At 60.9% G+C, this 22,691-nt stretch carries 16 protein-coding genes and 1 pseudogene; 6 read left to right on the top strand and 11 right to left on the bottom strand.

The window, feature by feature from the left end; genetic code table 11:
• The first annotated feature begins 59 nt into the window (after positions 1-59).
• The 3 genes from ACP3TE_RS05695 (at position 60) to ACP3TE_RS05685 (ending at position 3,469) form a co-directional block, all read left to right on the top strand.
• Positions 60-614 (top strand): DinB family protein, encoded by a 555-nt coding sequence (locus tag ACP3TE_RS05695; protein ID WP_105657984.1) that lies wholly within the window; start codon positions 60-62, stop codon positions 612-614.
• Positions 615-835: 221 nt separating this feature from the next.
• Positions 836-2,185, top strand: a complete 1,350-nt coding sequence (locus ACP3TE_RS05690; protein WP_105657985.1) for a TIGR01777 family oxidoreductase — start codon at positions 836-838, stop codon at positions 2,183-2,185.
• Positions 2,186-2,338: 153 nt separating this feature from the next.
• Positions 2,339-3,469, top strand: a complete 1,131-nt coding sequence (locus ACP3TE_RS05685) for a ferrochelatase (RefSeq protein WP_105657986.1) — start codon at positions 2,339-2,341, stop codon at positions 3,467-3,469.
• Between the two features lie 230 nt (positions 3,470-3,699).
• Here the strand turns inward: ACP3TE_RS05685 and ACP3TE_RS05680 are convergent, their stop codons facing one another.
• The 4 genes from ACP3TE_RS05680 to ACP3TE_RS05665 form a co-directional block, all read right to left on the bottom strand.
• On the bottom strand, positions 3,700-4,080 hold the full coding sequence (locus ACP3TE_RS05680; RefSeq protein ID WP_286134254.1) for a twin-arginine translocase TatA/TatE family subunit: 381 nt from the start codon (positions 4,078-4,080) through the stop codon (positions 3,700-3,702).
• A gap of 160 nt (positions 4,081-4,240) precedes the next feature.
• Positions 4,241-5,641, bottom strand: a complete 1,401-nt coding sequence (locus tag ACP3TE_RS05675; RefSeq protein WP_146112293.1) for an LCP family protein — start codon at positions 5,639-5,641, stop codon at positions 4,241-4,243.
• Between the two features lie 167 nt (positions 5,642-5,808).
• Positions 5,809-6,702, bottom strand: a complete 894-nt coding sequence (locus tag ACP3TE_RS05670; protein WP_105657988.1) for a LysR family transcriptional regulator — start codon at positions 6,700-6,702, stop codon at positions 5,809-5,811.
• A 335-nt stretch (positions 6,703-7,037) separates the two neighbouring features.
• A complete protein-coding gene (locus ACP3TE_RS05665) occupies positions 7,038-8,462 on the bottom strand; it encodes a CitMHS family transporter (RefSeq protein ID WP_105657989.1) in 1,425 nt (474 codons plus the stop codon).
• A 186-nt stretch (positions 8,463-8,648) separates the two neighbouring features.
• Between ACP3TE_RS05665 and ACP3TE_RS05660 the strand changes: the two genes are divergently transcribed.
• Positions 8,649-10,343, top strand: coding sequence for a sensor histidine kinase (locus ACP3TE_RS05660; protein WP_332488422.1), 1,695 nt, complete (start codon positions 8,649-8,651; stop codon positions 10,341-10,343).
• Positions 10,340-11,011, top strand: coding sequence for a response regulator (locus ACP3TE_RS05655; RefSeq protein ID WP_105657990.1), 672 nt, complete (start codon positions 10,340-10,342; stop codon positions 11,009-11,011). The genes ACP3TE_RS05660 and ACP3TE_RS05655 overlap by 4 nt, the downstream gene beginning before the upstream one ends.
• 12 nt (positions 11,012-11,023) lie before the next feature.
• Here the strand turns inward: ACP3TE_RS05655 and ACP3TE_RS05650 are convergent, their stop codons facing one another.
• Entirely contained in the window at positions 11,024-11,779 is a 756-nt protein-coding gene (locus ACP3TE_RS05650) for a phosphotransferase (RefSeq protein WP_426735725.1), read from the bottom strand.
• Positions 11,780-11,918: 139 nt separating this feature from the next.
• Here ACP3TE_RS05650 and ACP3TE_RS05645 point away from each other — a divergent pair, with 139 nt between their 5' ends.
• The gene (locus tag ACP3TE_RS05645) at positions 11,919-13,526 is read left to right on the top strand and encodes an alkaline phosphatase D family protein (protein ID WP_426735723.1); all 1,608 of its coding nucleotides are present in this window, start codon (positions 11,919-11,921) and stop codon (positions 13,524-13,526) included.
• 72 nt (positions 13,527-13,598) lie between these two features.
• Here ACP3TE_RS05645 and ACP3TE_RS05640 read toward each other — a convergent pair whose 3' ends face one another.
• From ACP3TE_RS05640 to ACP3TE_RS05615, 6 genes and pseudogenes are all read right to left on the bottom strand, one after another.
• A complete protein-coding gene (locus ACP3TE_RS05640) occupies positions 13,599-14,885 on the bottom strand; it encodes an aspartate kinase (RefSeq protein WP_105657993.1) in 1,287 nt (428 codons plus the stop codon).
• Positions 14,886-15,066: 181 nt separating this feature from the next.
• Positions 15,067-15,618, bottom strand: coding sequence for a hypothetical protein (locus tag ACP3TE_RS05635; RefSeq protein WP_426735721.1), 552 nt, complete (start codon positions 15,616-15,618; stop codon positions 15,067-15,069).
• Positions 15,619-16,033: 415 nt separating this feature from the next.
• Entirely contained in the window at positions 16,034-16,510 is a 477-nt protein-coding gene (locus tag ACP3TE_RS05630; protein WP_105657995.1) for a MarR family winged helix-turn-helix transcriptional regulator, read from the bottom strand.
• An 8-nt stretch (positions 16,511-16,518) separates the two neighbouring features.
• Positions 16,519-18,141 (bottom strand): MFS transporter, encoded by a 1,623-nt coding sequence (locus tag ACP3TE_RS05625; RefSeq protein ID WP_426735719.1) that lies wholly within the window; start codon positions 18,139-18,141, stop codon positions 16,519-16,521.
• Between the two features lie 409 nt (positions 18,142-18,550).
• Positions 18,551-19,141, bottom strand: a pseudogene (gene recR / locus ACP3TE_RS05620) (recombination mediator RecR); the annotation flags it as partial.
• A gap of 90 nt (positions 19,142-19,231) precedes the next feature.
• The gene (locus ACP3TE_RS05615) at positions 19,232-22,687 is read right to left on the bottom strand and encodes a DNA polymerase III subunit gamma and tau (RefSeq protein ID WP_426735718.1); all 3,456 of its coding nucleotides are present in this window, start codon (positions 22,685-22,687) and stop codon (positions 19,232-19,234) included.
• Positions 22,688-22,691: the final 4 nt, after the last annotated feature.

Genomic DNA, 22,691 nt, shown 5'->3' with positions numbered 1-22,691 from the left:
CATGGGCCGATGAAACCAGTTTGGTACGCCAACTCACACTTCTCGCAAAGGGGTACGCCATGGAAATCCTGCCTCCCTGGGAACCGCCAATGAGCGGCTCCGACCAGCAGCATCTGTTCGGGATGCTTGACAGGCTGCGCGCCACTTTCAGATACAAGGCCGACGGGCTGGACATCGAACAGCTGGCAACCAAGTTGCCCAGCAGCCAGCTCAGCCTGGGCGGATTGCTCCAGCATCTTGCCCTTGTCGAAGATGAGAAATTCACCTACTTCATTGCCGGGCAACGACCTGAAGTCCTCCTTGGGTTCACTGCCAACGGGCGCGAGCACTTCGTGGTTGATCTGGAAGAGGATCCGGAGAATCTTTATCAACGCTACGACCGGGCCGTGGCCAAAAGCCGAGGAATCCAGCAGTCCGTTATCGAGGAAAGGAAGCTGGACACGGGCTCGGGGTTGGCCTTCGAAGGCAAGCATGCGTCGATACGCAGAATCATCTGCGACCTGATTGAAGAGTATGGGCGGCATGCAGGGCATGCGGATCTCTTGCGTGAAGCCATCGACGGGCGGGTGGGCGAGGATCCTCCCTTCGACTATCTTCCTGCATGGTATGCCTAGCTTTCTGGTTGCATTGGCAGCCGCTTCGGGCAACAGCCGGTCCGTTAGTTGTCCGCAATCAAGCTCTGTCCAGAAGTTCTTGTTCCTGCTCCAAGTCTGCCGGGATAGCGTGCTGCAGGAAACCGAGGGATTCATTGCGGCGCCGGACCAGACATTGCGACGGAATCCAGCAATTTCCCATCCTCGGGAACCGGCCTGCCTGAAGCCTCTAGGATGGGGCCATGAACACTGAGCGCTCCAGCCAACTTCCGGCATCTGCATCCGTTGTCTTTGACTGGTTCTCGCGACCCGGGGCCATGCAGCGGCTCTTGCCACCGTGGCTTCCGCTGAAGGTCATTGAAGAAGCCGGTTCGCTGAAGGACGGGACGGCCGTGCTGGGCCTTCCCGGCGGAGTGCTGTGGAATGCCAAGCACCAGCCTGAGGGGTTCGCGGAGAACCGCAGTTTCGTCGACCAGCTTGAACCCGAAGGGGTTCGCGGCCTTCCTGCCCGGGTGGTGCAGTGGCGGCATGAGCATTACTTCGAGCCCGCGGGCGCGCAGTGCACGACCGTGGGTGACTGCATCCAGTCGAATATGCCAGGACGGCAGATCGAATCGATGCTTGCATACCGCCACCGCCAGCTGGCAGACGATTTTGCCGCACACCAGCGGGCGGCGCAGGCCGGGTTGAAGCCGCTGGTGATAGCGCTGACCGGTTCAAGCGGATTAGTCGGACAGGCTTTGTGCGCCTTCTTGTCCACCGGCGGGCACCGGGTCGTCAAGCTCGTGCGGCACGAGCCGGAATCGGCAAGCGAACGGCGCTGGAATCCGCTGGATCCTGACCCGGGCCTGCTCGATGGCTGCGACGCGGTCATCCATTTGGCCGGAGCCAGCATCTTCGGCCGGTTCAGCCAAGCGCATCGGCAGGCAATTCTCTCCAGCCGCATCGAACCGACCCGATCCCTTGCCCTGCTGGCGTCACGTTCAGGTGTCCGGACCTTCATCAGCGCTTCGGCCATCGGATTCTACGGTGCTTCAGCCGGACCGCACCCATTGGACGAGACCGATTCCCCGCGGGCCGGGACTCCGGATTTCCTGGCTGACGTGGTGGACCGCTGGGAACGTGCGGCGAATGCCGGGGACAGCGGCATGCGCCGGGTGCAGATCAGGACCGGTATCGTGCTGAGCCCCAAAGGCGGGATGCTCGCCGTTTTGCGTCCTGTATTCTCCGCAGGCCTGGGCGGTCCCCTTGCAGGGGGAAAGCAGATGCTTTCGTGGATCGGGCTTGATGACCTGCTGGACATCTACCATCGCGCGCTCTGGGATTCGCAATTGGCAGGTCCGGTCAATGCGGTGGCACCGCAGCCGGTGAGCAACGCCGAATTCACCAGGGCCTTGGCGCGCGCAGTGCGGCGGCCTGCCATCATTCCGGTTCCTGCCGCGGCTCCCAAATTGCTGCTGGGAGCCGAAGGGTCCCACCTTCTGGCCATGGCCGATCAGAAAATTGTCCCGCGCAAATTGCTCGATGCCGGTCATCAGTTCCGCAATGAGCGCATTGAGCTGGAACTGGCTCATAGCCTGGGCAGTCGTTAGGGGTCGGCGACGCCCGCTGGCGATTAGGAGGCAAAGCAATTATTGTTAGCTTGGCTAGATAAAAGCTAATCTAGGTAATTGCTTGCGACTGCCAGCTCCGGGGAATTTTGCCCATGGCGGCAGTTGCCCGAGAAGAAAGCGTGGACGATCCCGATGGGAAACATGCAGGTAGCGCCGTTTGATGCAGTTGTGCTGATGTCCTTTGGCGGGCCGGAAAAGCCCGAAGATGTTCTGCCCTTCCTGCAAAACGTTACCCGGGGACGAGGGATTCCGGACGAGCGCCTTGAAGAGGTGGGCGAGCACTACTACATGTTCGGCGGAAAATCTCCGATCAATGAGCAGAACCAGGCTTTGCAGCAAGCCGTTCAAGAGGAATTCGCAGCCCGCGGCATCGATACGCCACTGCTCTGGGGGAACCGGAATTGGGAACCGTACCTCACCGAAGTGGTCGGAAACCATGCGCGCAGGCACGGCTCGAGAAGGTTCCTGGCCATCGATACGTCGGCCTACTCCTCATATTCCTCGTGCCGGCAATACCGTGAGGATTTCGCCGGAACTGTGGCGGCACTGCAAGAAGAGGGCCTCGAGGTGGTGATCGATAAAGTCCGGCAGTACTACAATCATCCGGGATTCGCTCATGCGCAGTTGGACTGCGTGCGGAAGGGATTGAAGGAATTCAAGCAGCTCGTCGGCGGCCTGGACCGCAACCGGCACAAGATCCTATATGTCACCCATTCGATCCCTACTGCGATGCAAGAATCATCGCAGAAGTTCACCGCCGGCTACCAGCGGCAGCATGAGGAGCTCATGGCCTGGATTGGCGGGGAACTAGCTGGTGAGGAGCAGCTGGATGCCGAACTGGTGTACTGCTCCCGTTCTGGATCCATGCACACTCCCTGGTTGGAACCGGACATCAATGACCGCATGCGCGAGCTTGCGGAAACTGGAACTGAGGGCGTTCTGGTTGTACCCCTCGGATTCGTTTCGGACCACATGGAGGTCAAATTCGATCTGGATACCGAAGCGGCAGATACCGCGCGCGAGTTGGGGATGGCGTTTCTCCGTGCCGGCAGTGTTGGCACCTCACCGTCGTTTGTCAGCGGCTTGGTCGATCTGGTCCTGGAACGGGCAGCGCAAGTGCGTGGCGAGCAGCCGGAGTCATCGACCATCGCCGGAAGCAAAGCGCTGGGCCCGGGCAGTGGCGCCTGCTCCCTGAATTGCTGTGAAGGCACTACTAGGAAAAATACCGTTCCGAATTGGAGCGCCGGCATGCCTGCAAGCTAGGCCGGCAGCAGGCTGGTGGCCGATCCCGGGAATCCTTTTTCGCCGGCCATCACGGTTGGCCGGCGAATCAGCGAAGCTGGACCGGTTGCGGATAGATGCCGGAATCCGTGCGATCCGGATGAAGGAACCGGGTGGAGCTTTGGGGACTGCGATGAATGAATCCTGTCCACCGGATCCGTATTCACTGCTCGCGCGGCCAGCGGACACTTGCGGCAAGGAGCAGTGGCGTCCTAAGTGCTTTCGTCGTCAAAAGGGGCCGGACCGGAGGGTTCTGGCGGTGATGATGAACTCCTGGTCTCGGGTCCCCTTGAGCGGGCAGAATCCGGGAATCCTTGGGCAGGCGGCTCTTCGAGTTGATCTCGCAGCGCTTCGCTGATGATCCTTCGAGGATCATATTGCCGCGGATCGAACTTCTTCAGATCCATGTCCGCGAAATCCTCGCCAAGCTCCTCGCGGAGTTGTTCCTGGGCACCAGAGGCGAGTCGGCGCAACTCGCGAATCAGCGTGGCTAGTTTCCTTGCGTAGTCCGGCAATTTTTCAGGTCCGAGCAGCACGGCCGCCAAAATGGCCAGCACGATGAATTCATTGCCATTGATGCCTGCAATGCTCACTGTGAATCACCTCGCTGCAAGGGACGCGGTCAAACGGAATTGGCAGGTGCAGCCCAGCCGGAATACGAAGGCCAACAGCCGCGGGCAAACGGAGATTCGCCTGGCAGCCATCGCGGCATGGCAGGATTTTCCGGTGGCGCGGCCTGCCCTTGGGGCCGGCTCAGCCGCAGAGTTTCTGGTCTGCTTTGCGGCTGTTCACCTTGACGGGCTGCTTTTCTGGCCGCCCCAGGTTTTGGTAATCCTGGCCCAGGATCAATTCGATGCTTTCGACATCGGCGACTGTTGCCTCGATGTCGAGATCGACTGCCTTGGCGAATGCGTCGGCTGTTTTCCTGGCTGCATCAGTATCCGGAATCAGCAGCCGTGTTTGCGCCTGCAAGGACGCCGCGGTAGTGATTGAAGTGACGGTGAAGCCTTGCTCCGTGGCTTCGTTGGCGAATTTGCCGGCCAGTCCGCTCACTCGCGCTGCGTTGGCTATGCTGACAGGAAGCTGCCGGGCGGAGGTTTTCGCCGTGGCAGTTTCTCCTGCATCGGATTCGGAGCCGGATTCGGACTCGGAATCCGGATTCACCGGGATGTCTTGCTTGATGCGTTCAAAGATGAGGGTCGCGTCGGGAGCCGGGACAACCCGGTTGGCGTTTGATGGTGCAGGCTGGGTCGGCATGGTCATGAAGGTGATCTTGTCCGTGGGAACGTCCTTGACCCGCGCAGCCAATCCTGCAAGTTCCGGTAGCGAACTCAGTTCCGGGTCAACGGTCATCGAGGAGGTAATCGCGTCAAGGAAAGAGTAGAGCCGGTCCGGGCGTGCGAGAACTTCCTTGCTGGTGGCACGCTGGACTATTGCGGACATGACCTTCTGCTGGTTTCCGAGCCGAGCGAGGTCGCTTCCATCGCCAACGGCATGGCGGGTCCTGGCCAGGGCAAGCGCATCGGTTCCGTCCAGCTCCTGCAGCCCGGCTGGAAGATCCAGGTTCGCTTTCGGATCGGTCATTGGCTGGGCCAGGCACACGCTGACTCCGTCGAGTGCGTCGATGATTGAAATGAATCCCTCGAAATCCACCTCAATGAAGTGGTTCAGGTGAACTCCGGTGAGCGTTTCCACCGCGGCGACAGAGCATGCGGGACCGTAATTCAGCGCAGAATTGATCATGCCGTATCCTCCGGCATAGGCGCCGGACCCGGTATCCGCGCAGGCCGGGCGCTGCAATACGGTATCGCGTGGGATCTGGACCGCCTCGATGCGCTCGTTGCCTGGCGACAAGTGGACAAGCAGCATGGAATCGCTGCGTCGGGAACCGTTATCCGTGCCGAAGCCGGTGGAGCTGAAATCCCGGCTATCGGAACCGAGCACCAGCAGATTCAGGCCTTCGCTGGAGTCCGGGACATCCGCTTCAGACGCCCTGAGCGCCGAGACGGAAATATTTCCCTGCAGGCGCAGGAAGGCAATGCTGGTCGGCACAACTACTGCTAGCACCAGCGCCGCTGCAATGATGGCAGCTACCCGGCGCCGCGGCCGTTTGGAACTACGCCTGGCAGAGGAAGGTGTTCGTTGGGAATTCACGATCTTGCTCTCCTTGGTAGGACCATGGCCGGATTACCCATCAAGCTGACCACGTGGAACGCCGCTGGAACCAATAGCATGATTGATTAGAGCCATGCATGCAGCGCATGAAAGGCCGATTTCGCGCGCAGGTTCAGGAGAGCGGAAACCGCCTGGAGATCTCTGTCTCAGAGGTATTCGAGGAATTCGCCCAGCGCCGGATTGCGGTATTCTTCGCGGCGGTAGATGACGCCCAGGGGCCTGCTGGCTGGCAAGCTCAGCGGGACCTGCTTGCCGCCGAAGATCACTGCGGTGCTGGCCATGATCCGTGGAACCAAGGTGATGCCGCCGGCGGCGATGCCCAGATGGACCAATGCGTCGCGTTGCGTTGTGGTGATGAGCCGCGGAGCGGTGGCCTTCAAGCTCCGGTAAACTTCGTCGGTGATCTTGCGAATCGACGTGCCCTGGGGGAGGGTGGCCAGAGTCAGGGAATTGAGCAATTCAGTGCTTAGCCCAGTGTCCGGGTCCACCTCGGTATCCTCGGATACGACCGCCGAGAATTGCTGATCGCGCAGGGATTTGCCGATGAGGTCCGCGGGGATGCGCTCGTTCACGCCAAAAGCCACATCGGCGCGATTCAGGCGAAGCGCATCGGCAAGCTGCTCGTCGTCCTCCACGCTCAGGATCTCTATCCGGACACCGGGGTGCTGGCGATGGAAGGGGCCGATGTATTCGGGCATGATTCCTCCAACCAGGGAAGGCAACCCCGCGATGCGCAGGGATCCGGTGGCCAATGCACGCGTGGAAGAGGCAATGGTTCCGATCGCGGCGACTTCACGCAGTGCGCGGCGGCCGGCAGGAATGATGCTCCGGCCAACCTCGGTCAGCACCATGTCCCTTCCAGCGGCCCGGAACACGGGCATGCCAAGAGTGCGCTCCAACGCACTAATGCGCCGGGACAAGGAGGGCTGGGAGATACCAAGGATATCCGCGGCGGCGGTGAAGGAACCATAGTCCACAATCATGACAACCGCTTCGAGCTGGGCCAGGGAGATGCTGTTGTCCAGAGGTTCTCTTTCCATGCGCTGGAGCCTTCCTTTGCGTCGGGAGAAGACGGTCGAATTCGCGGTGTGGCCCAGTGGCGTGTCCATCCGGTCCAGGGGAAGCACGCGCTGTGCACGTCTTGCCCTGCCTCCAGTTTTTCACGGGAAACTGTGCTTGCTGAACCGGCGCCCTGTGCAGACCGTCAATGGCTGGCGGGAAGAAGCAACTGGGTGCTCGAATAGCTGGATGCGGCAGCCTCCGGCGGGCTGCCAACAGGGTCAGCCCGGGTTAAACACCGGACTCCGTGCCACCCGCTTGGAAATGTCCGGGTGGCACGGAGCCTGGCTGACGACGGACCTTTGGTCCTGGGGCGTTAGCCCATGTGGATGACACCAAGGAGCATGCCCGAAGCGAGCATGACCAAGGAGACCACCAACGCACGCCACAGCACCTTTTTGTGGTGATCGCCCAAGTCCACACGAGAGAGCGACACCAGCAGCAAGATGGCTGGAACGAGCGGAGACTGCATGTGCACTGGCTGTCCGGTGATGGAGGCGCGAGCCATATCCACCGCTGGTACACCGAAATGCGCGCCGGCTTCGGCGAGAACTGGCAAGACACCGAAGTAGAAGGCGTCATTGCTCATCAGGAAGGTAGCTGGAATCGAAATCAGCCCGGTCAGTACTGCCATGTATGGACCCATGGAGGTAGGAATGACATCCACCAGCCACTGGCTCATGGCATCAACCATGCCGGTGCCGGAGAGCACGCCGGTGAGCACTGCCGCGGCGAGCACCATGGAGACCACGGCAATGATTTCGCTGGAGTGCGCGGCGATCATCTTCACCTGGTCGGAGACCTTGGGGAAGTTGACGATCAAGGCGATCGCGGTACCCACCATGAACAGGTAGGGCAACGGAGTGACATCGACTACCAGCAGCACCATGATGGCGACGGTCAGTGCCAGGTTGAAGTAGAAGGTCTTGGGGCGCAGGGTCTCGCGATCCGGATCCAGGACGGTGCCGTCCAAGGTGGAAGCTTCGGTGCCATCGCCCTTGCGAGCCACGGATTCCAGTACGGCCAGGTTGCCTCCGGCAGGGGAAGTGCCAGCAGGGCTCTTTCCTCCGGTTGGGGTGGAAACGTTGCCGCCACCGAGTTCGGTGCCCCAGATTTCCGGACGCTCGCGCTGCAAGCGGCGGCGTTCGGATACGCCCATCTGCCATGCGAACAGGGCAATGACAATGAGGGAAATTCCCAGCGCAGGGAGCATCGGCACGAAGATTTCCGAGGCGTCAACGCCAAGTGCCGCTGCCGCGCGGGCCGTTGGGCCGCCCCAGGGAACGATGTTCAGCGTGCCATTGGTCAGGCCTGCAACACAGGTCAGGACCACAGGGCTCATGCCCAGGCGCTGGTAGATCGGCAGCAGAGCCGCGGTAACCACAATGAAGGTGGTCGAGCCATCGCCATCGAGGGAAATTACGCCGGTGAGCAGCGAAGTGCCCATGACGACCTTGGCGGGGTCGTTGCCCACTAGCTTCTGGATGCCGGAGACCAATCGGTCGAACAAGCCGACGTCGATCATGATGCCGAAGTACATGATGGCGAACATCAGCAGGGCTGCGGTACTGGACATGTCCTTGACCGCGTCCATGACCATGTCGCCAAGGCCGAATCCAGCACCGGTGAACAAGCCGAAGATGGTTGGAACCAGAATCAATGCCAGCAGCGGCGTCATGCGTTTTGTCATGATCAGCACCATGAAGGTGGCGACCATGAGGAATCCGAGTACAACGAGCATTGACCCGACCTCCATTTCAGTGTGAGTGAATCCTTAGTCCCCACAAGCTAGGAGGGGCACCCATTCAAGGTACGTGTCGGTGCTCACTTTGCGCGTCTTGTGCTTATTGTTGAAGGCTTAAGTTCTTTGCCAACTTTTTGCTCATTAAAATCACGAGAGTGGAAAGATGGGTTTATGCTGGGTGGCATGTTCCGTTCTGGCGCCGGCACCCGGCATTTCGCATCACGCATCATGCGGCTTCAATTTCTGGTCGTAGGTGTTCTGATTGTTCTCGTTACCGCCGGAACGCTTTTCGCCAGCTATGACCGCGTCTATTCAAAAGCCGAAGATACCTCGCTGACCATAGCTCGTTCGGTGGCCGTCTTGCCGGAAGTAGTTGAGCAGGTCTCGCACTATGCAAAGCTGGACGAGCTGGATGCCAAGGCGCTCGCCGATGGAAAACTGCAGCAACTGGCAGGCGCTGTCATTGGGCAAGAGCAAGCGTATTTCGTGGTGATTACCGAGGACCGCGGACTGCGCTTGAGCCATCCGAACCCCGAGGAACTGGGCCAAATGGTTTCTACTGACCCGGTGGCGCTGGAAGGCATTGAAGCGGTCTCCCGGGAACACGGAACCCTTGGTGAATCGGTGCGCGCCAAGGTCCCGGTCTACAGTAACGCGGGTGCGGTCATCGGAGAGGTTTCCGTGGGCGTGACCACTGACTCCTTGACCGGGGCACTGCTTGGGTCCTTCGCCTGGATTGTATTGCTTGCGGTGATTTGCGCAGCCTTGGCAGTGCTTGCCGGACGAGTCACCGTACGCCGTTTGAAGCGCCAGACCCTTGGGCTGGAACCGGCCGAAATTGCCCAGCTTGTCAGGGACCAGCAGGCCGTGCTCTACGGTGTTACCGAAGGTGTCATGGGCATTGGCGCCGATAGCCGGATTACCGTGCGCAACAGGGCCGCCAGGCAATTGCTGGGACTGCCGCACCGCACCGAATTGGAAGACGTGGTCGGCCGCCACTTTGAATCCGCTGGTTTGGATCACCGGCTGGTCAGGGCGATCAAGGAATGCGACCCGGCACCGGTGCGCTTTGCGGCCAATGGCAACTCGCTCATAGCCCGCGTGACCAAGGTCGACCGTGACGGAGTGGACCTCGGACTGGTCGTGCTGCTCCATGATGTCACCACCCTTGAAGCGCTGGGCACCAAACTCGATGCAGTCCAGGACATGGCCGATGCGCTGCGCGCCCAGCGCCATGAATTCGCCAACCGGATGCACGCAGTCCTCGGGCTGATCAACTTGGGCAAGATCGAACAGGCAGAAGACTACCTGCGTGAGGTGATGGAATCCGGGCCGAAGATCGCTCAGGTTCCCGGGCTGGAGGCCATCCAGGACGCTTACCTCTCGGCGTTTATTTCGGCGAAGGCGGTGCGCGCCCACGAACAAGGCATAGAACTGAGAGTGTCTGCCCAATCCATGCTTTTCGGACACATCGCCTCGGCCCACGATGCCCAAGACGCCACCGCAGTCCTGGGGAATCTGCTGGATAACGCCTTCACTGCAGCTCTTTGCACAGATGCAGAACCCTGGGTGGAAATCGACTTGCTCTCCGAAGGGAACACCTTGCACATAGCCGTGGCCGATTCTGGACCCGGCATTACCACCGACGAGGATATCTTCACCCGGGACGTCAGCACCGGATCCCATCTGGGCGGTGATCATGGCCATGGCGTCGGATTGCCGCTGATCAGACGGCTCGCCCAAGCCCGCAGCGGGGACGTCTGGATAGCGGACCGCGGGACGGATGGTTCCGGGGCAGTTATCGCAGCAAGATTGCCGGCCGTACTGGTCGAGCCAGCCAATACGGAAAACGACGAGATTGAAGGAGCGCAACATTGAGCGAGAATTCCAGCGGCAACTACCGGGTGCTAATTGTCGATGACGATTTCCGGGTAGGAGAGCTGCACGCTGAGATGGTCAACGCCATTCCCGGGTTCCAGGCCCTGGAGCCTGTGCAGGATCCGCGTGTTGTGCCCAAAATGGTGCAGAGCCTGAAACCTGATTTGGTATTGCTGGATCTCTACCTGCCGCATGTCAGTGGAATCGAGCTGCTGAGAGAACTCGATGTTGATGCGATCATGATTTCCGCGGCGATTGAACCGAAGAACATTGACAAAGCGTTGCGCTCGGGCGCACTGGCGTTCATCATCAAGCCCTTTGAGGCCAAGACCCTGGCCGCCAAGCTCAAAGGCTGGGCTCGCTATCGTCGCCAATTGACCGGGACCGCGGAGTTCAACCAGCAGGGCGTGGACCGGTTGTACCGGGCGCTCCAAGGGGGCGAAGAAACCAACGCATCGGTGGGTGCCGCCCCCACCGAACAGGCAGTTCTTTCCTGCGTCAAGGATGCTACCGAACCCATGAGCGTCGCCGAGGTCGCGGAGGCAATTGGGGTTGCCCGTGCGACAGCGCAACGGTATTTGGCGGCGCTGGTGGCCAATGAATCCCTGGAGCTGCAGCTTGGATACGGAACTCGTGGCCGTCCCGAGCACCGTTACGTGGCACGCTAGCGGCTCGGCCTCCTAGGTTGCGTCCCAGACCTTTCGGTAGAACGACGCCTTCCGCTCATCGGGTTCGATTCCGTACCCGGCGTAGACATGTTGTTCGAAACCAGGCCCGTAATTCCACTCGGTGCTCCATGCGGCAACGGCGAGATCCGCCCAGCGGTCTCCAAGACCCAATTTCCCCATATCCACATGCGCGCTGAAATCATGGCTGTCGGTGATGATCGTGTTGGGCAGGCAAGCATCGCCATGGCAGACCACGAGATCAAGCTCCGGGACTTCAGCCAGCAAAGCAGCTTGCTCCCGGGCAGGCAGGTGCTGGATGCGGGATTCCAGATCCCAGCTGAAGGGGCACTGGTCGACCGGCAGCCGATCGTGCAGGTGGCGCAGACCGGCGCCCACTGCAAACGCGGATCGCGCCGGATCGCTTTTGCCAAGCTCGCTGACTGCACTGTGCCCGGGCAATGCTGCCGTGACGAGCAGCTGGCCGTCAGCATATTGACTGCAGGAGAGCACTTCAGGAACTCTGATGAATTGTCCAGCCCACCTCATGCGCTGGGCTTCAGCCAGGAGATCGCCGTCCTCTGCGGGAGGGCATCCCGGCGACCACTTGGCGAAGCGCATCTGCTCGCCCTGTCCAATCCGGTATGTTATCCCGCCTAATGCGTTCTGCCAGATACCCTCGATTTCCGCCTGGCCGGCTGCAGTGCGCACAGCCGGAGGAATTGGGTGGCCAGCGGCCGCCGGGCCAGAAATGACTTGAGGTGAACTCATTTTTCCAGTCTGCCAGTAATGGGCGTGCTTTGGAGTTCAGGATCTCTGGATTCGTGGCGTGGACTGGACACGAATGATTTCTCTTGGTGTTCATCTGGGCTCAAGGAAATGGCTGATCAACTCGTGAACACTGAATCCCATGAATAATATTTCGCGACGCAAATTGCTCACCGGCGCCATTGGCGCAGGTGCATTGACCTTGGTTGGGCCCACTGGAGCAGCGCTGGCTTCCAGCAGTCCCCGACTCGTGCGTTCCCGCCTGGGATTGACCAGCGGATTTTCCATGGGGGATGTCTCTGCCAGCAATGCCGTACTCTGGGCTCGCAGCTCCGGGGAAGGCCGCTTGCGCGCGCAGCTGCGTGCGGTGGACGAAGCAGGGGAAATCATCCGCGGCCGTGGATCCTTCGCCAAGACTTTGCGCGGTGCCTACGCCCGCGAGGCCACTGACTTCACTGCAAAGATCAATGCCGAGCATCTGCCTGCCGGTACCCGTTTCGCAGTCAGCATCGGTTTCGAGGACGATAACGGCACCCTTGGCGAGACTCAGAACGGCTGGTTCAGCACCGCACCGGCGTTGACCGGTCGCCGCAACCACGACGCCTCCCGTGCCCAGAGTTTTGTGTGGTCCGGCGACACCGCTGGCCAGGGCTGGGGCATCAACGAAGAAATCGGTGGCATGCGCGCCTACGCGGCCATGCATGCAACCAAGCCGGACTTCTTCGTGCACAGCGGCGACACCATCTACGCCGACGGCCCGATTGCCGCAGAAGTTGTGGAACCGGACGGTCAGATCTGGCGCAACTTGGTCACCGAGGAAGTCTCCAAGGTGGCCGAAACCCTGGCCGAGTACCGTGGGCGGCACCGCTACAACCTGATGGACCACAACGTGCGTGCCATGTATTCCGAGGTTCCGGTGATTGCCCAGTGGGATGACCACGAGACCCATAACAACTGGTGGCCGGGTGAGATCATCGAAGATGAGCGCTATACCGTGCGCGATATCAACACCCTTGCCGCCCGTGGCCGCCAGGCCTGGCAGGAATACCAGCCGATCGCCGACCCGCGCGCCATGCGCGCAGGCACCGGATTCGAGGCGGCACGCATCTACCGCAAAATCTCGCGTGGTCCAGCAATGGACCTGTTCGCATTGGACATGCGCAGCTACAAGTCCGAGAACACCACCGGAATGGAAGAGAAGTCCACTTCAATTCTCGGCGAAGAGCAGCTGAATTGGCTAGTCGATTCCTTGGCCAAGTCCAAGGCAACTTGGAAAGTCATTCTCAATGACCTGCCGCTGGGCATCATTGTTCCGGACGGCAAGGCGCAGGAATCAATTTCCAACGCAGACCACGGCGCACCACTAGGCCGCGAGCTGGAACTTGCCCGCCTGCTCAAGGCCATCAAGGACCGCGGCATCAAGAATGTCGTCTTCCTGACCGCGGATGTGCACTATTGCGCGGCGCACCACTACTCTCCAGAGCGTGCTGCCTTCAGCGAGTTCAATGAGTTCTGGGAATTCGTGGCCGGTCCAGTCAATGCCGGTTCTTTCGGGCCGAACCAAATGGATGGCACTTTCGGACCACGTGTGGACTTCTCGCTGGCTGGCAGCACCAACCAGTCGCCGCGCGATGGCAAGGGCCAGTTCTTCGGCCACGTCGAGCTGGATGAGCAGGACCTGTTCACCGTCACGCTGCGCAATGGCTTGGGCGAAATCGTCTATACCAAGACACTGGAACCGAATAAATAGCAGTTAACTAGGGAGAACGCCTGCGAAACAGTAATTGTTTCGCAGGCGTTCTCCTTATCAGCTTGGCGGCGCTTAGCGGCCGGTGCCGCCGTAGACGGTGGCTTCCACATCGGTATCCAGATCGAACGCGGTGTGGATAGCGCGTACTGCATCGTTGAGCTTGTCGGCGTCGGTGACCACGGAGATGCGGATCTCTGAAGTGGAGATCATGTCCACGTTCACGCCCGCGCGGTGCAATGCCTCGAAGAAGGTGAAGGAGACTCCTGGATTCGAGCGCATTCCGGCACCGATCAGCGAGAGCTTGCCAACCTCGTCATTGTGCTCGATTTCCTCGAAACCGATCTCCGGCTTCGCGGTGTTCAGTGCTTCAAGCACATGCTTGGTCTCGGTCATCGGCAGGGTGAAGGAGATATCGGTGGCACCCGAACCGCGGGTCGAGATGTTCTGCACAATCATGTCGATATTGGCCTGCGCAGCGGCGATAACCCCGAAAATCTGTGCTGCTTTGCCGGGGATGTCCGGAACGCCAATGATGGTGACCTTGGCTTCGGAGTGGTCGTGGGCGACACCTGAGATGATTGGCTGTTCCAAGGGTTCTCCCTCTTGAATTTTGATTTTGTCTTCGGGATCCGGGAGCACCCAGGTGCCCTCGTTGGTGCTGAATGAAGAGCGCACGTGCAGCGGCACGCCGAAACGGCGGGCGTATTCCACGCAACGCAGGTGCAAGATCTTCGAGCCGCTGGCGGCCATTTCCAGCATTTCTTCACTGGTGATCTTCTCGATCTTCTTGGCCGAGGCGACCACGCGCGGGTCGGCGGTGTAGATGCCGTCCACGTCGGTGTAGATTTCGCAGACATCGGCGCCCAGCGCTGCGGCCAGCGCGACGGCGGTGGTATCCGAGCCGCCACGGCCCATGGTGGTGATGTTCTTGGATTCCTTGCTCATGCCCTGGAACCCAGCGACGATGGCGATGAATCCGCGGTCGATAGCACGGCGTACGCGCTGTGGGGAGACCTCCATGATGCGGGCTTTGCCGTGGGTCGAGTCGGTGATCAATCCTGCCTGTGAGCCGGTGAATGAAGCGGCCTGCTCGCCGAGCTGGTTGATCGCCATCGCCAGCAGCGACATCGAGATGCGTTCGCCAGCGGAGAGCAGCATGTCCATCTCGCGGGCTGGTGCATCATCGGTAAGCTGGCCTGCCAGGTCTAGCAAGTCATCGGTGGTGTCGCCCATTGCGGAAACAACGACAACGACGTCATGGCCCTTGGACTTAGTATCAATAATTCGGCGCGCTACACGCTTGATGCCTTCGGCATCTGAAACGGAAGAACCGCCAAACTTTTGAACAATTAGGCCCATGGGCACTCACTCCACCTGTTGAAAGCTGTGCCTCGCCGCCGGTGCTTTTTGATGGAACTGTGGCGCGAGACATCTACCAGATAAATATTGTGACAGCTACGGGGCGACATGTCCTAGTTGTGAAGGTAACCATTGGTCATATTGCCTAGGAACCTCAATGCAGGTTGTTGAAAAACACTGGCTACCCCTTGAATTCAGCCAAAATTTGTCGCCAAAAGCTCTTCCATCCAGACACCTGTTCAGGTGTTCCAGCCTTAGTAATGTTTATGGCAACCGAGGTTTTTCCACCTTTGAGGCCAATGTCTACCTGTGTCTTGGTTCCGTCGCTGAAATCAGCTCGCCAATAGCGCCATCGCTCTGAGCCGCTGGTGCGTGCAGGTTCGGAAAGCTGGTGGCCGTTGAACTCCTGGCGCCCCTGGACGCAGGCGATCCAGCGTTCCAGCGCGGTATCCAAATCAGCATCGATGGTGCTGCTCACCGAACCTTGGAAGGTGCCGTCTTGGGATTGGCCGGGCAGGCGTCGGCCAATGTGCTGCTCATAAGCTACAGCCACGGATTGAGCCCACCAGCCCGGAGTATCGACGGTTGGGGGCATGTGGGTGAAAGCCAGTTCGGCTATCTGCTTGTGCGTAAGTTGATCGGCTCCGCCAGCGCGCAGTTTGGCGCACCACTGATCCCATTCAATGCCGGTGGCCTTGGCGATGGCCGGGAGGTTGCTGCTTTTTGTTGCCATGAGGACAGTCTAGGGCGGACTTGGAGCTGTCGGTACTCCGAAGCGATGCGCCGGGCCCGCAGGAGCCTGCCGCTTTCCTGCGGGTCCTGCATCAGCGGAAGCAGCCTCTGAATCCATTCGTTCTGCGTCATGTCGCGCAGGCCCGCGGCATCCATGATGCCTGCCCATTCCTTCCACTCTTGAACCAGTGCGGATTTCGATTTTCCCTGATCTGCCCAGTGAAGTGCTCATGTGCCGAAACCTGGCAAGCTCCAACAACAAGGTGGCCGCGGCGCCGCTGTTTGGCGCCGGGGAATGGGCCGTGAGCGAGGGCGCTGTGCGAAGCCGTGAACTGCCGGTGCATGTAGTGGGCTTTAAAAGCCCCTGGCCGGTCTTCTCGGTAATTCCGAGAAGACCGGCCAGGGATTGGACTGCTTTAGAGGGACTTGATTTCCAAATTCAATCGGCTCAGGAGGTCGATGAGTGCCGACAGATCCTCATTGTCCCAATTGGTCATGCGCGAGCGGAGCTCTGTACGCCACCCTTGGAAGCATTCATGCCACCTTTCAACCGCAAGCTCGGTAGGCAGGATGTGGAACACCCTCCGGTCTTCCGGGTCGACTTCACGCTTGACCAGCGCCAGCTGTTCCAGCTTGGTGATCATGCGCGATAGCGCAGCTTTATCGACCAGCAAGTGTTCGCAGATTTCAGACTGGGTGATGCGTTGGCTGCGCAGAATCATCCCGAGCACGGGCAGGTATCCCGGGGTGAGCCGGCTGTCGAGCCGAGTGGCCAGTTCCCGCTTGGCACGCGCCGTCAGCGCGATCAGTGAAAATAATTCCTGTTCGGCTGACGCATAGAGATCGGGGCGTTGAGCGGCGGGAACGTCTTCGGCTTTGCTTGAAACCTGCACCGGATCTCCTAGTTGCCAGCTGGCGTTTCTGCCTTGGCTGCGTCCTGGTCCTCAGCAGCCAGCTCCTGCATGCGTTCACTTGCAGTCTGGGTCTTCAGCGACTGGTTGGGGATCAGGCAGACAGCCACGACGATGAGCAGCGACAGCGGAGCGGCAATGGTGAACAGCGAAGGCACTGCGTCGCCGTAGATGGACTCGAAGATCACGCGGACCGGTTCAGGCATCGCTGCAACTGAAGGCAGGGTGCCCGATCCCAATGCTGCGGTCAGCTCCTTGGCTTGGTCGCCCAGGGAAGCCAGGGCTGCGGCCAAATCGGATTGCCGGTCGGCGATCATGTTCGGCACAGTGGTCGCCAGTATGGCGCCCAGGCCTGCGGTACCCGCAGTGCCGCCCAAGGTGCGGAAGAAGTTCACGGCCGAGGAGGCTACACCCAGTTCCTTGACGTGGACCGAGTTCTGCACCACCAGCACCATGTTCTGCATGACAAGGCCCATGCCGGCGCCGAGGATGAACATGTAGGCGGCGACCAACGCGTAGTTGGTGTCGTAGTGGATGGTTCCCAGCAGGAACAGCCCAACGACGATCAGCACCGAACCGGTGACTACCAGTGCCTTCCACTTGCCGGTGCGCGAGATCATCGCACCGCCGATGGTGGAGATGACCAGCAGGCCGCCCATCAGCGGGAAGGTCATCAGGCCGGCCATGGTGGCTGATGCGCCACGGGCCATGATCATGTACTGGCTGAGGAACACCGAGGTGCCGAACATCGAGACGCCAACGGCCAGCGAGGCGATGACCGCGAAGGTGAAGGTGCGGTTCTTGAACAGGCCCAGGCTCAGCAGCGGCTCGGAGGACTTGGCTTCGACCAGAATGAACAGCGCCAGCAGGATTACCGCACCGGCAATCATCAGGTAGCTGGTCGTCGAGGCCCACTCGAACTGCGAGCCGCCCAGCGACATCCAGATCAGCAGCAGCGAGACGCCGGAGGAAAGCAGGACGATGCCCCAGTAGTCGATCTTGACCTTGCGCTTGGCCATGGCCGGAAGGTGCAAGGTGCGCTGGATCAGGATGACCGCAGCGATGGCGAAAGGCAGGGCGATGAAGAAGTTCCAGCGCCAGTTGATGGTGTCAGTAACGAAGCCGCCGATCAGCGGGCCGCCCACGGTGCCAACGGCCATGACCGCGCCGAACAGGCCCATGTACTTGCCGCGTTCGCGGGGGGAGAGGAAATCGGCCATGACGATCTGCGCCAAGGCGCCTACGCCGCCACCGGCCAGGCCCTGGATAACGCGCATGGTGATCAGGAAGCTGGTGTCCTGCGAGAAACCTGCGGCGGCCGAGGCCAGCACGAAGATGCCAAGCGAGATCTGCAGCAGCAGTTTGCGGTTGCCCAGGTCGGCGAGCTTGCCCCAGATCGGAGTAGAGATGGTGGTCGCCAACAAGGTGGCGGTGACCACCCAGGTGTAGGCGGTCTGGCTGCCGTTGAGATCGGAGACGATCACTGGCAGCGAGCTGGAAACGACGGTGCTGGCCAAGATGGAGACGAACATGCCCATCAAAATGCCCGTGAGGGCAGTGAGGATTTCGCGGTGAGTCATCTTGGGCTTGGCGACCGGTGCGGTTGCGGTCATGGAAGCTCCAAAAATTTAGGGTCAGGCATAGAGGGCCTGAATGGTTGATTGATATCAACTATACGGCGATAGTTGACTATTATCAACTAAGCGTGTTTCACCCCACATCACCGTGCTGGCATAGAAAAACGCCCTGCGCTCAAGCCGGCGAACCGGAAGAGTGCAGAGCGTTCCAAGGCAACCAGAACTACTGGCTGCGACGGCTATCCATCTCGGGGACTACCGGATGCGAAGGCCCTTCGCCAGCGTTGCTGGAAGAAACCGGCGCACCGCCAACGTGCAGCAGGCGAGGTTCGGATAGCTGGGCTTTCGGCTTCTCTGCAGCTTCTCCGGACTGATCTTGCGGCGCCTGCTCCTCGGATCCCTGCTTCTGGGCCTTGGCGCGGGCCGGACCCGGCGCGGTGCGGCCGGCAGCGCGACGTCCCTCGAAGGCGCGGGCCAGGGTCACTTCATCGGCGTATTCCAGATCGCCGCCCACCGGCAGGCCGGAGGCCAACCGGGTGATGTGGATGCCCAAAGGGGCTAGCGCGCGCACCAGGTACACGGCGGTGGCTTCGCCCTCGAGATTCGGGTCGGTGGCCAGGATCAGTTCGGTGATCGAGTCATCGGCCAAGCGGGTTACCAGCTCGCGGATGTGCAGCTGTTCCGGGCCAATGCCTGCCAGCGGATTAATGGAACCGCCGAGCACGTGGTACTTGCCGGAGAACGCCCGGGTGCGCTCAATGGCCAGGACGTCCTTGGACTCCTCCACGATGCAGATCTTGGTGCCATCACGGCGTTCATCGCGGCAAATGGCGCAGGTTTCCTGCTCCGAGATGTTGAAGCAGATCTCGCAGAACTTCACCTTTTCCTTGACCAGCTGGATCGAGGCGGCGAGCCGGGTCATGTCCTCGGCATCGGCGTCTAGAATGTGGAAAGCAATGCGCTGAGCCGACTTCGGGCCGATGCCAGGCAAGCGACCGAGCTCGTCGATCAGTTCCTGTACAGCACCTTCGTACACGTGCGCCTACTTTCTAGCTTGCTTCAATACCGTGAAATTGTTCCGTGGTACACCCTAGTGTCTCACTCCGACAGTTCGCCGTGGTGCCGGCTACAAGCTTCGTTTGATTTCCACTACATTCCCGTTGACGTCGCGCTGCTCGATGACCATGCCGCCGAGCAGGCGTTCCACGGCTGGAACACCGATCAGTGCCGAATCCTCGACCTCGATATCATCGTCGCTCGGGACAAATTCCTCGGGCTCTTGCACCGGAGCAGGCGCGGGAGCCGAAGCAGGACCGCCCCAGCCGCGCGCCGCCTGGGCAGGCGCCGGGGCACTGGGTGCGTTCTTCGCCTGGTCCATCAGCTGCTGGTATCGGCTCATGCGGCCTGAGGCCGCCGGTGCCGAGTCCGCAGGATCCGGTGCCGGTTCAGCCTGTGGAGCGCCCCATCCCGGAGCGGATTCAGGGGCCGGCTGCGGGGCTGCCGGGGGTTGCAGCGGTGCGGCCGGCTCCTGGCGAGGCTGTTCCTGATGCTGGGGGCGGACCTGCGGCTGCGTTTGGGCAGTCCGCGGCGCCGGGGCTTCCGGAACCGATGGAGCTGATGGCGCCATAGCTTGTGGAGCCTGCTGCCCGGATTCGCCAACCGCTAGATTCCCGAAGGAATCGGTGGTGCTTTCCGGGTGCAACGGGGTCGAAGAAACCGGACGTGCAATGTTCGGAACACCGCCCTCAGCCTGGCGCGCCGTCATGCCAGCAGTCATCCGGGGCTTGGGAGCCACCGGAGGCCCACCGAAACTCCGTGGTGCACTAGCCGCCGGCGCTGGCACTGCCGGGGTCGGCTGCGGAGCCACGGCCGGGACCGGAGCCTGTTGCTGCGGCTGCACCTGCTGCGCTTCCGGAACAGAACCAGCTGGCACGTAGTACGGGTCATCTGGGAACGGTGGCTCGTCGAAGTAGGGTTCATCCGCTGGAGGCGGGACGTCATCGTAGGAGCTGTCGTACCCGTCATGGGCGCGTGGTGCAGGCGCGACTGGTGCCGAGCTTGGCACAGCGGATACCGGACGCTGCTGCGGTGCCGGAGCGGCAGCTTGGGCCCGTGCCGCAGCGCGCGCAGCCGCCCCAGCAGAACTTACAGCCTTGGTGAACTTAGTTGGTGCTGGGGTTGGCGCCGGGATTGGCCGGCGCTCACCTTTTGGGGAACCACCACCGTTGGGGTTGGAGCCGCCTTCGGTGAGGACCACTTCGATCGGTGCACCGGTGACCTGGGACAGAACCCCGGTCAGCGTATTCATCAGATCCGGCCGGTTGCGCAGATTCACGATTGGGCCAGTATTGCTGAACGCCAAGGTGAGGGTGCGGCCATCGAAGCCTGCCACAGAGCCATAGGTGGCAACCATGGAATGCAGGACGCGCGAGCTGCCCTGCAACTGCTGCAAGATCGTTGGCCACGCTTGCTGGAACATCGCCACCGGTGAGCCGGTGTCCTGTGGTGCTGGCTGGCTCTGCGGCATCCCGCTAGGGGCACCATGTTGAGGTTGCTGAGCACCCTGTTGTTGCTGTTGCTGTTGCTGTTGCGGTGTTTGAGCGCGTTGGGCTTGTTCTTGTGCGGCGCGCTGTTGTGCTTCGCGTTCAGCTTGTTCGCGTTGGGCTTGTTCTTGCGCCTGGTGGGCAGCATGGCGCTGGGCATCCACGCCAGCCTGGCTAGCTTCTGGTGCCTGTTGCGGCTGTGCCGACTGCGGCGCCTGCTGTGGCTGTGCCGACTGCGGTGCTTGTGGTGTTCGGTTGGCAGCTGCACGACGTGCGAATTCGGCCATGGCAGGATTTTGCTTCACGTCATCAATGGAGACCCCGGTGCCGAATGACAGGTCTTCACCGCTGGAAGGATCGGGAACCAAGCTGAATGGTGCCACGCCTTCCGGACGAGCTGCCGGAATACTCGGACCAGGCTGCACCTCGGTGGTCACCGAGTAGTTTTCGCCCTTTGGACCCCAAGTTGCGCCCCAGTCAGCGGCTTCACCAGTGTTCAGCGACGCTGCCGCGCCTGGATCCAGCGGAGCATTTGGATCATCATCATGTGGCTGTGGCTGTGGCTGTGATGGCGCGGACTGCTGAGGATGCGTTTCCTGCGGGGCAGGAACTGGCTGCTGCATTTGCGCTGGAGCCTCGGGAGCCTGCGGTTGCGGCTGGGCATGATTTGGCTGAACCTGGGGGGCCTGTTCGCCAGCCACTGGTTCGCCCTGCGCTTCAGCCGGTTCGGGTGCACCCTCACGACGGGATTTGGCGGCGGCCAGGGCTTCGCGTACTGCGGCAGCACCCTGACGCGCGGCGCCCGGGTTAGGAGTGGCGTTCATTGAGGCACCAGCACTTGCAGCGTCGTTCTCATCAAGCGCAGGCAGCGCTCCACCGGTCATCGCATGGCGCTCCAACCGATCCAGCCGAGCGGCAAAAGCGCTGTCGGAATTCTGCGAACCGGGCAGCATCAAGCGCGCGGCCAGCAATTCCAGGTGCAGACGAGGCGAAGTTGCGCCGGTCATCTCGCTCAGGGCCTTGTTGGTGACATCGGCCCATCGCGATAGTTCGCCTGCACCGATCAAGCCAGCTTGCAAGCGAAGGGATTCAAGCTGGTCTTCTGGTACGCCGCGCAAGATCTTCTCCAGGCCTTCTGGCATGGCCTTGGCGATGATCAGATCGCGGAAGCGCTCCAGCACATCTTCAACGAAGCGCCGGGGATCCAGACCGGTCTGGATGATGCGGTCAATCGCACCGAACAGACCAGCGCCATCGGATTCGTGCAGCGACAAGGTGACCTCATCGAGCAGTGTCGAGTGGGTGTAGCCCAGCAGTGCAATGGCCGTCTCGTAATCCAGGTTGCCATCGCGGGCACCAGCGATCAGCTGATCCAGCACCGAAAGGGTGTCGCGGACCGACCCGCCGCCAGCACGGATCACCAGTGGCAGTACGCCTTCGGCTACCGCGACGCTTTCGCGTTCGCAGAGCACTTGCAGGTACGCCAGCAATGCCTCTGGCGGAACCAGGCGGAATGGGTAGTGGTGGGTACGCGAGCGGATGGTGCCGATGACCTTTTCCGGCTCGGTAGTCGCGAAGATGAATTTGATGTGCGCCGGTGGCTCTTCAACGATCTTCAGCAAGGCATTGAAGCCTGCCGCCGTGACCATGTGGGCCTCATCGATGATGAAGATCTTGTAGCGGTCGCGAGTCGGCGCGAAGGTTGCGCGCTCGCGCAGATCGCGGGCATCATCGACGCCGCCATGGCTGGCTGCGTCAATCTCGATGACGTCCAGCGAACCCGGGCCACCATTGGCAAGGTCCACGCAGCTTGGGCAGGTGCCGCAAGGAACGGGCGTAGGGCCCTGCTCGCAGTTCAAGCAACGGGCCAAAATGCGGGCAGAAGTCGTCTTGCCGCAACCGCGCGGACCGGAGAATAGGTAGGCGTGGTTGACGCGGTTCTTCTCCAGCGCCGTCATCAAGGGCGCAGTAACGTGCTCCTGGCCGATAACGTCGCCAAACGTATCGGGACGATATCTGCGATATAGCGCTGTACTCACACCG

It is taken from the genome of Glutamicibacter sp. 2E12 (assembly GCF_050030965.1).
Taxonomy (GTDB): domain Bacteria; phylum Actinomycetota; class Actinomycetes; order Actinomycetales; family Micrococcaceae; genus Glutamicibacter.
This window is presented reverse-complemented; position numbering and strand designations above follow the sequence as displayed.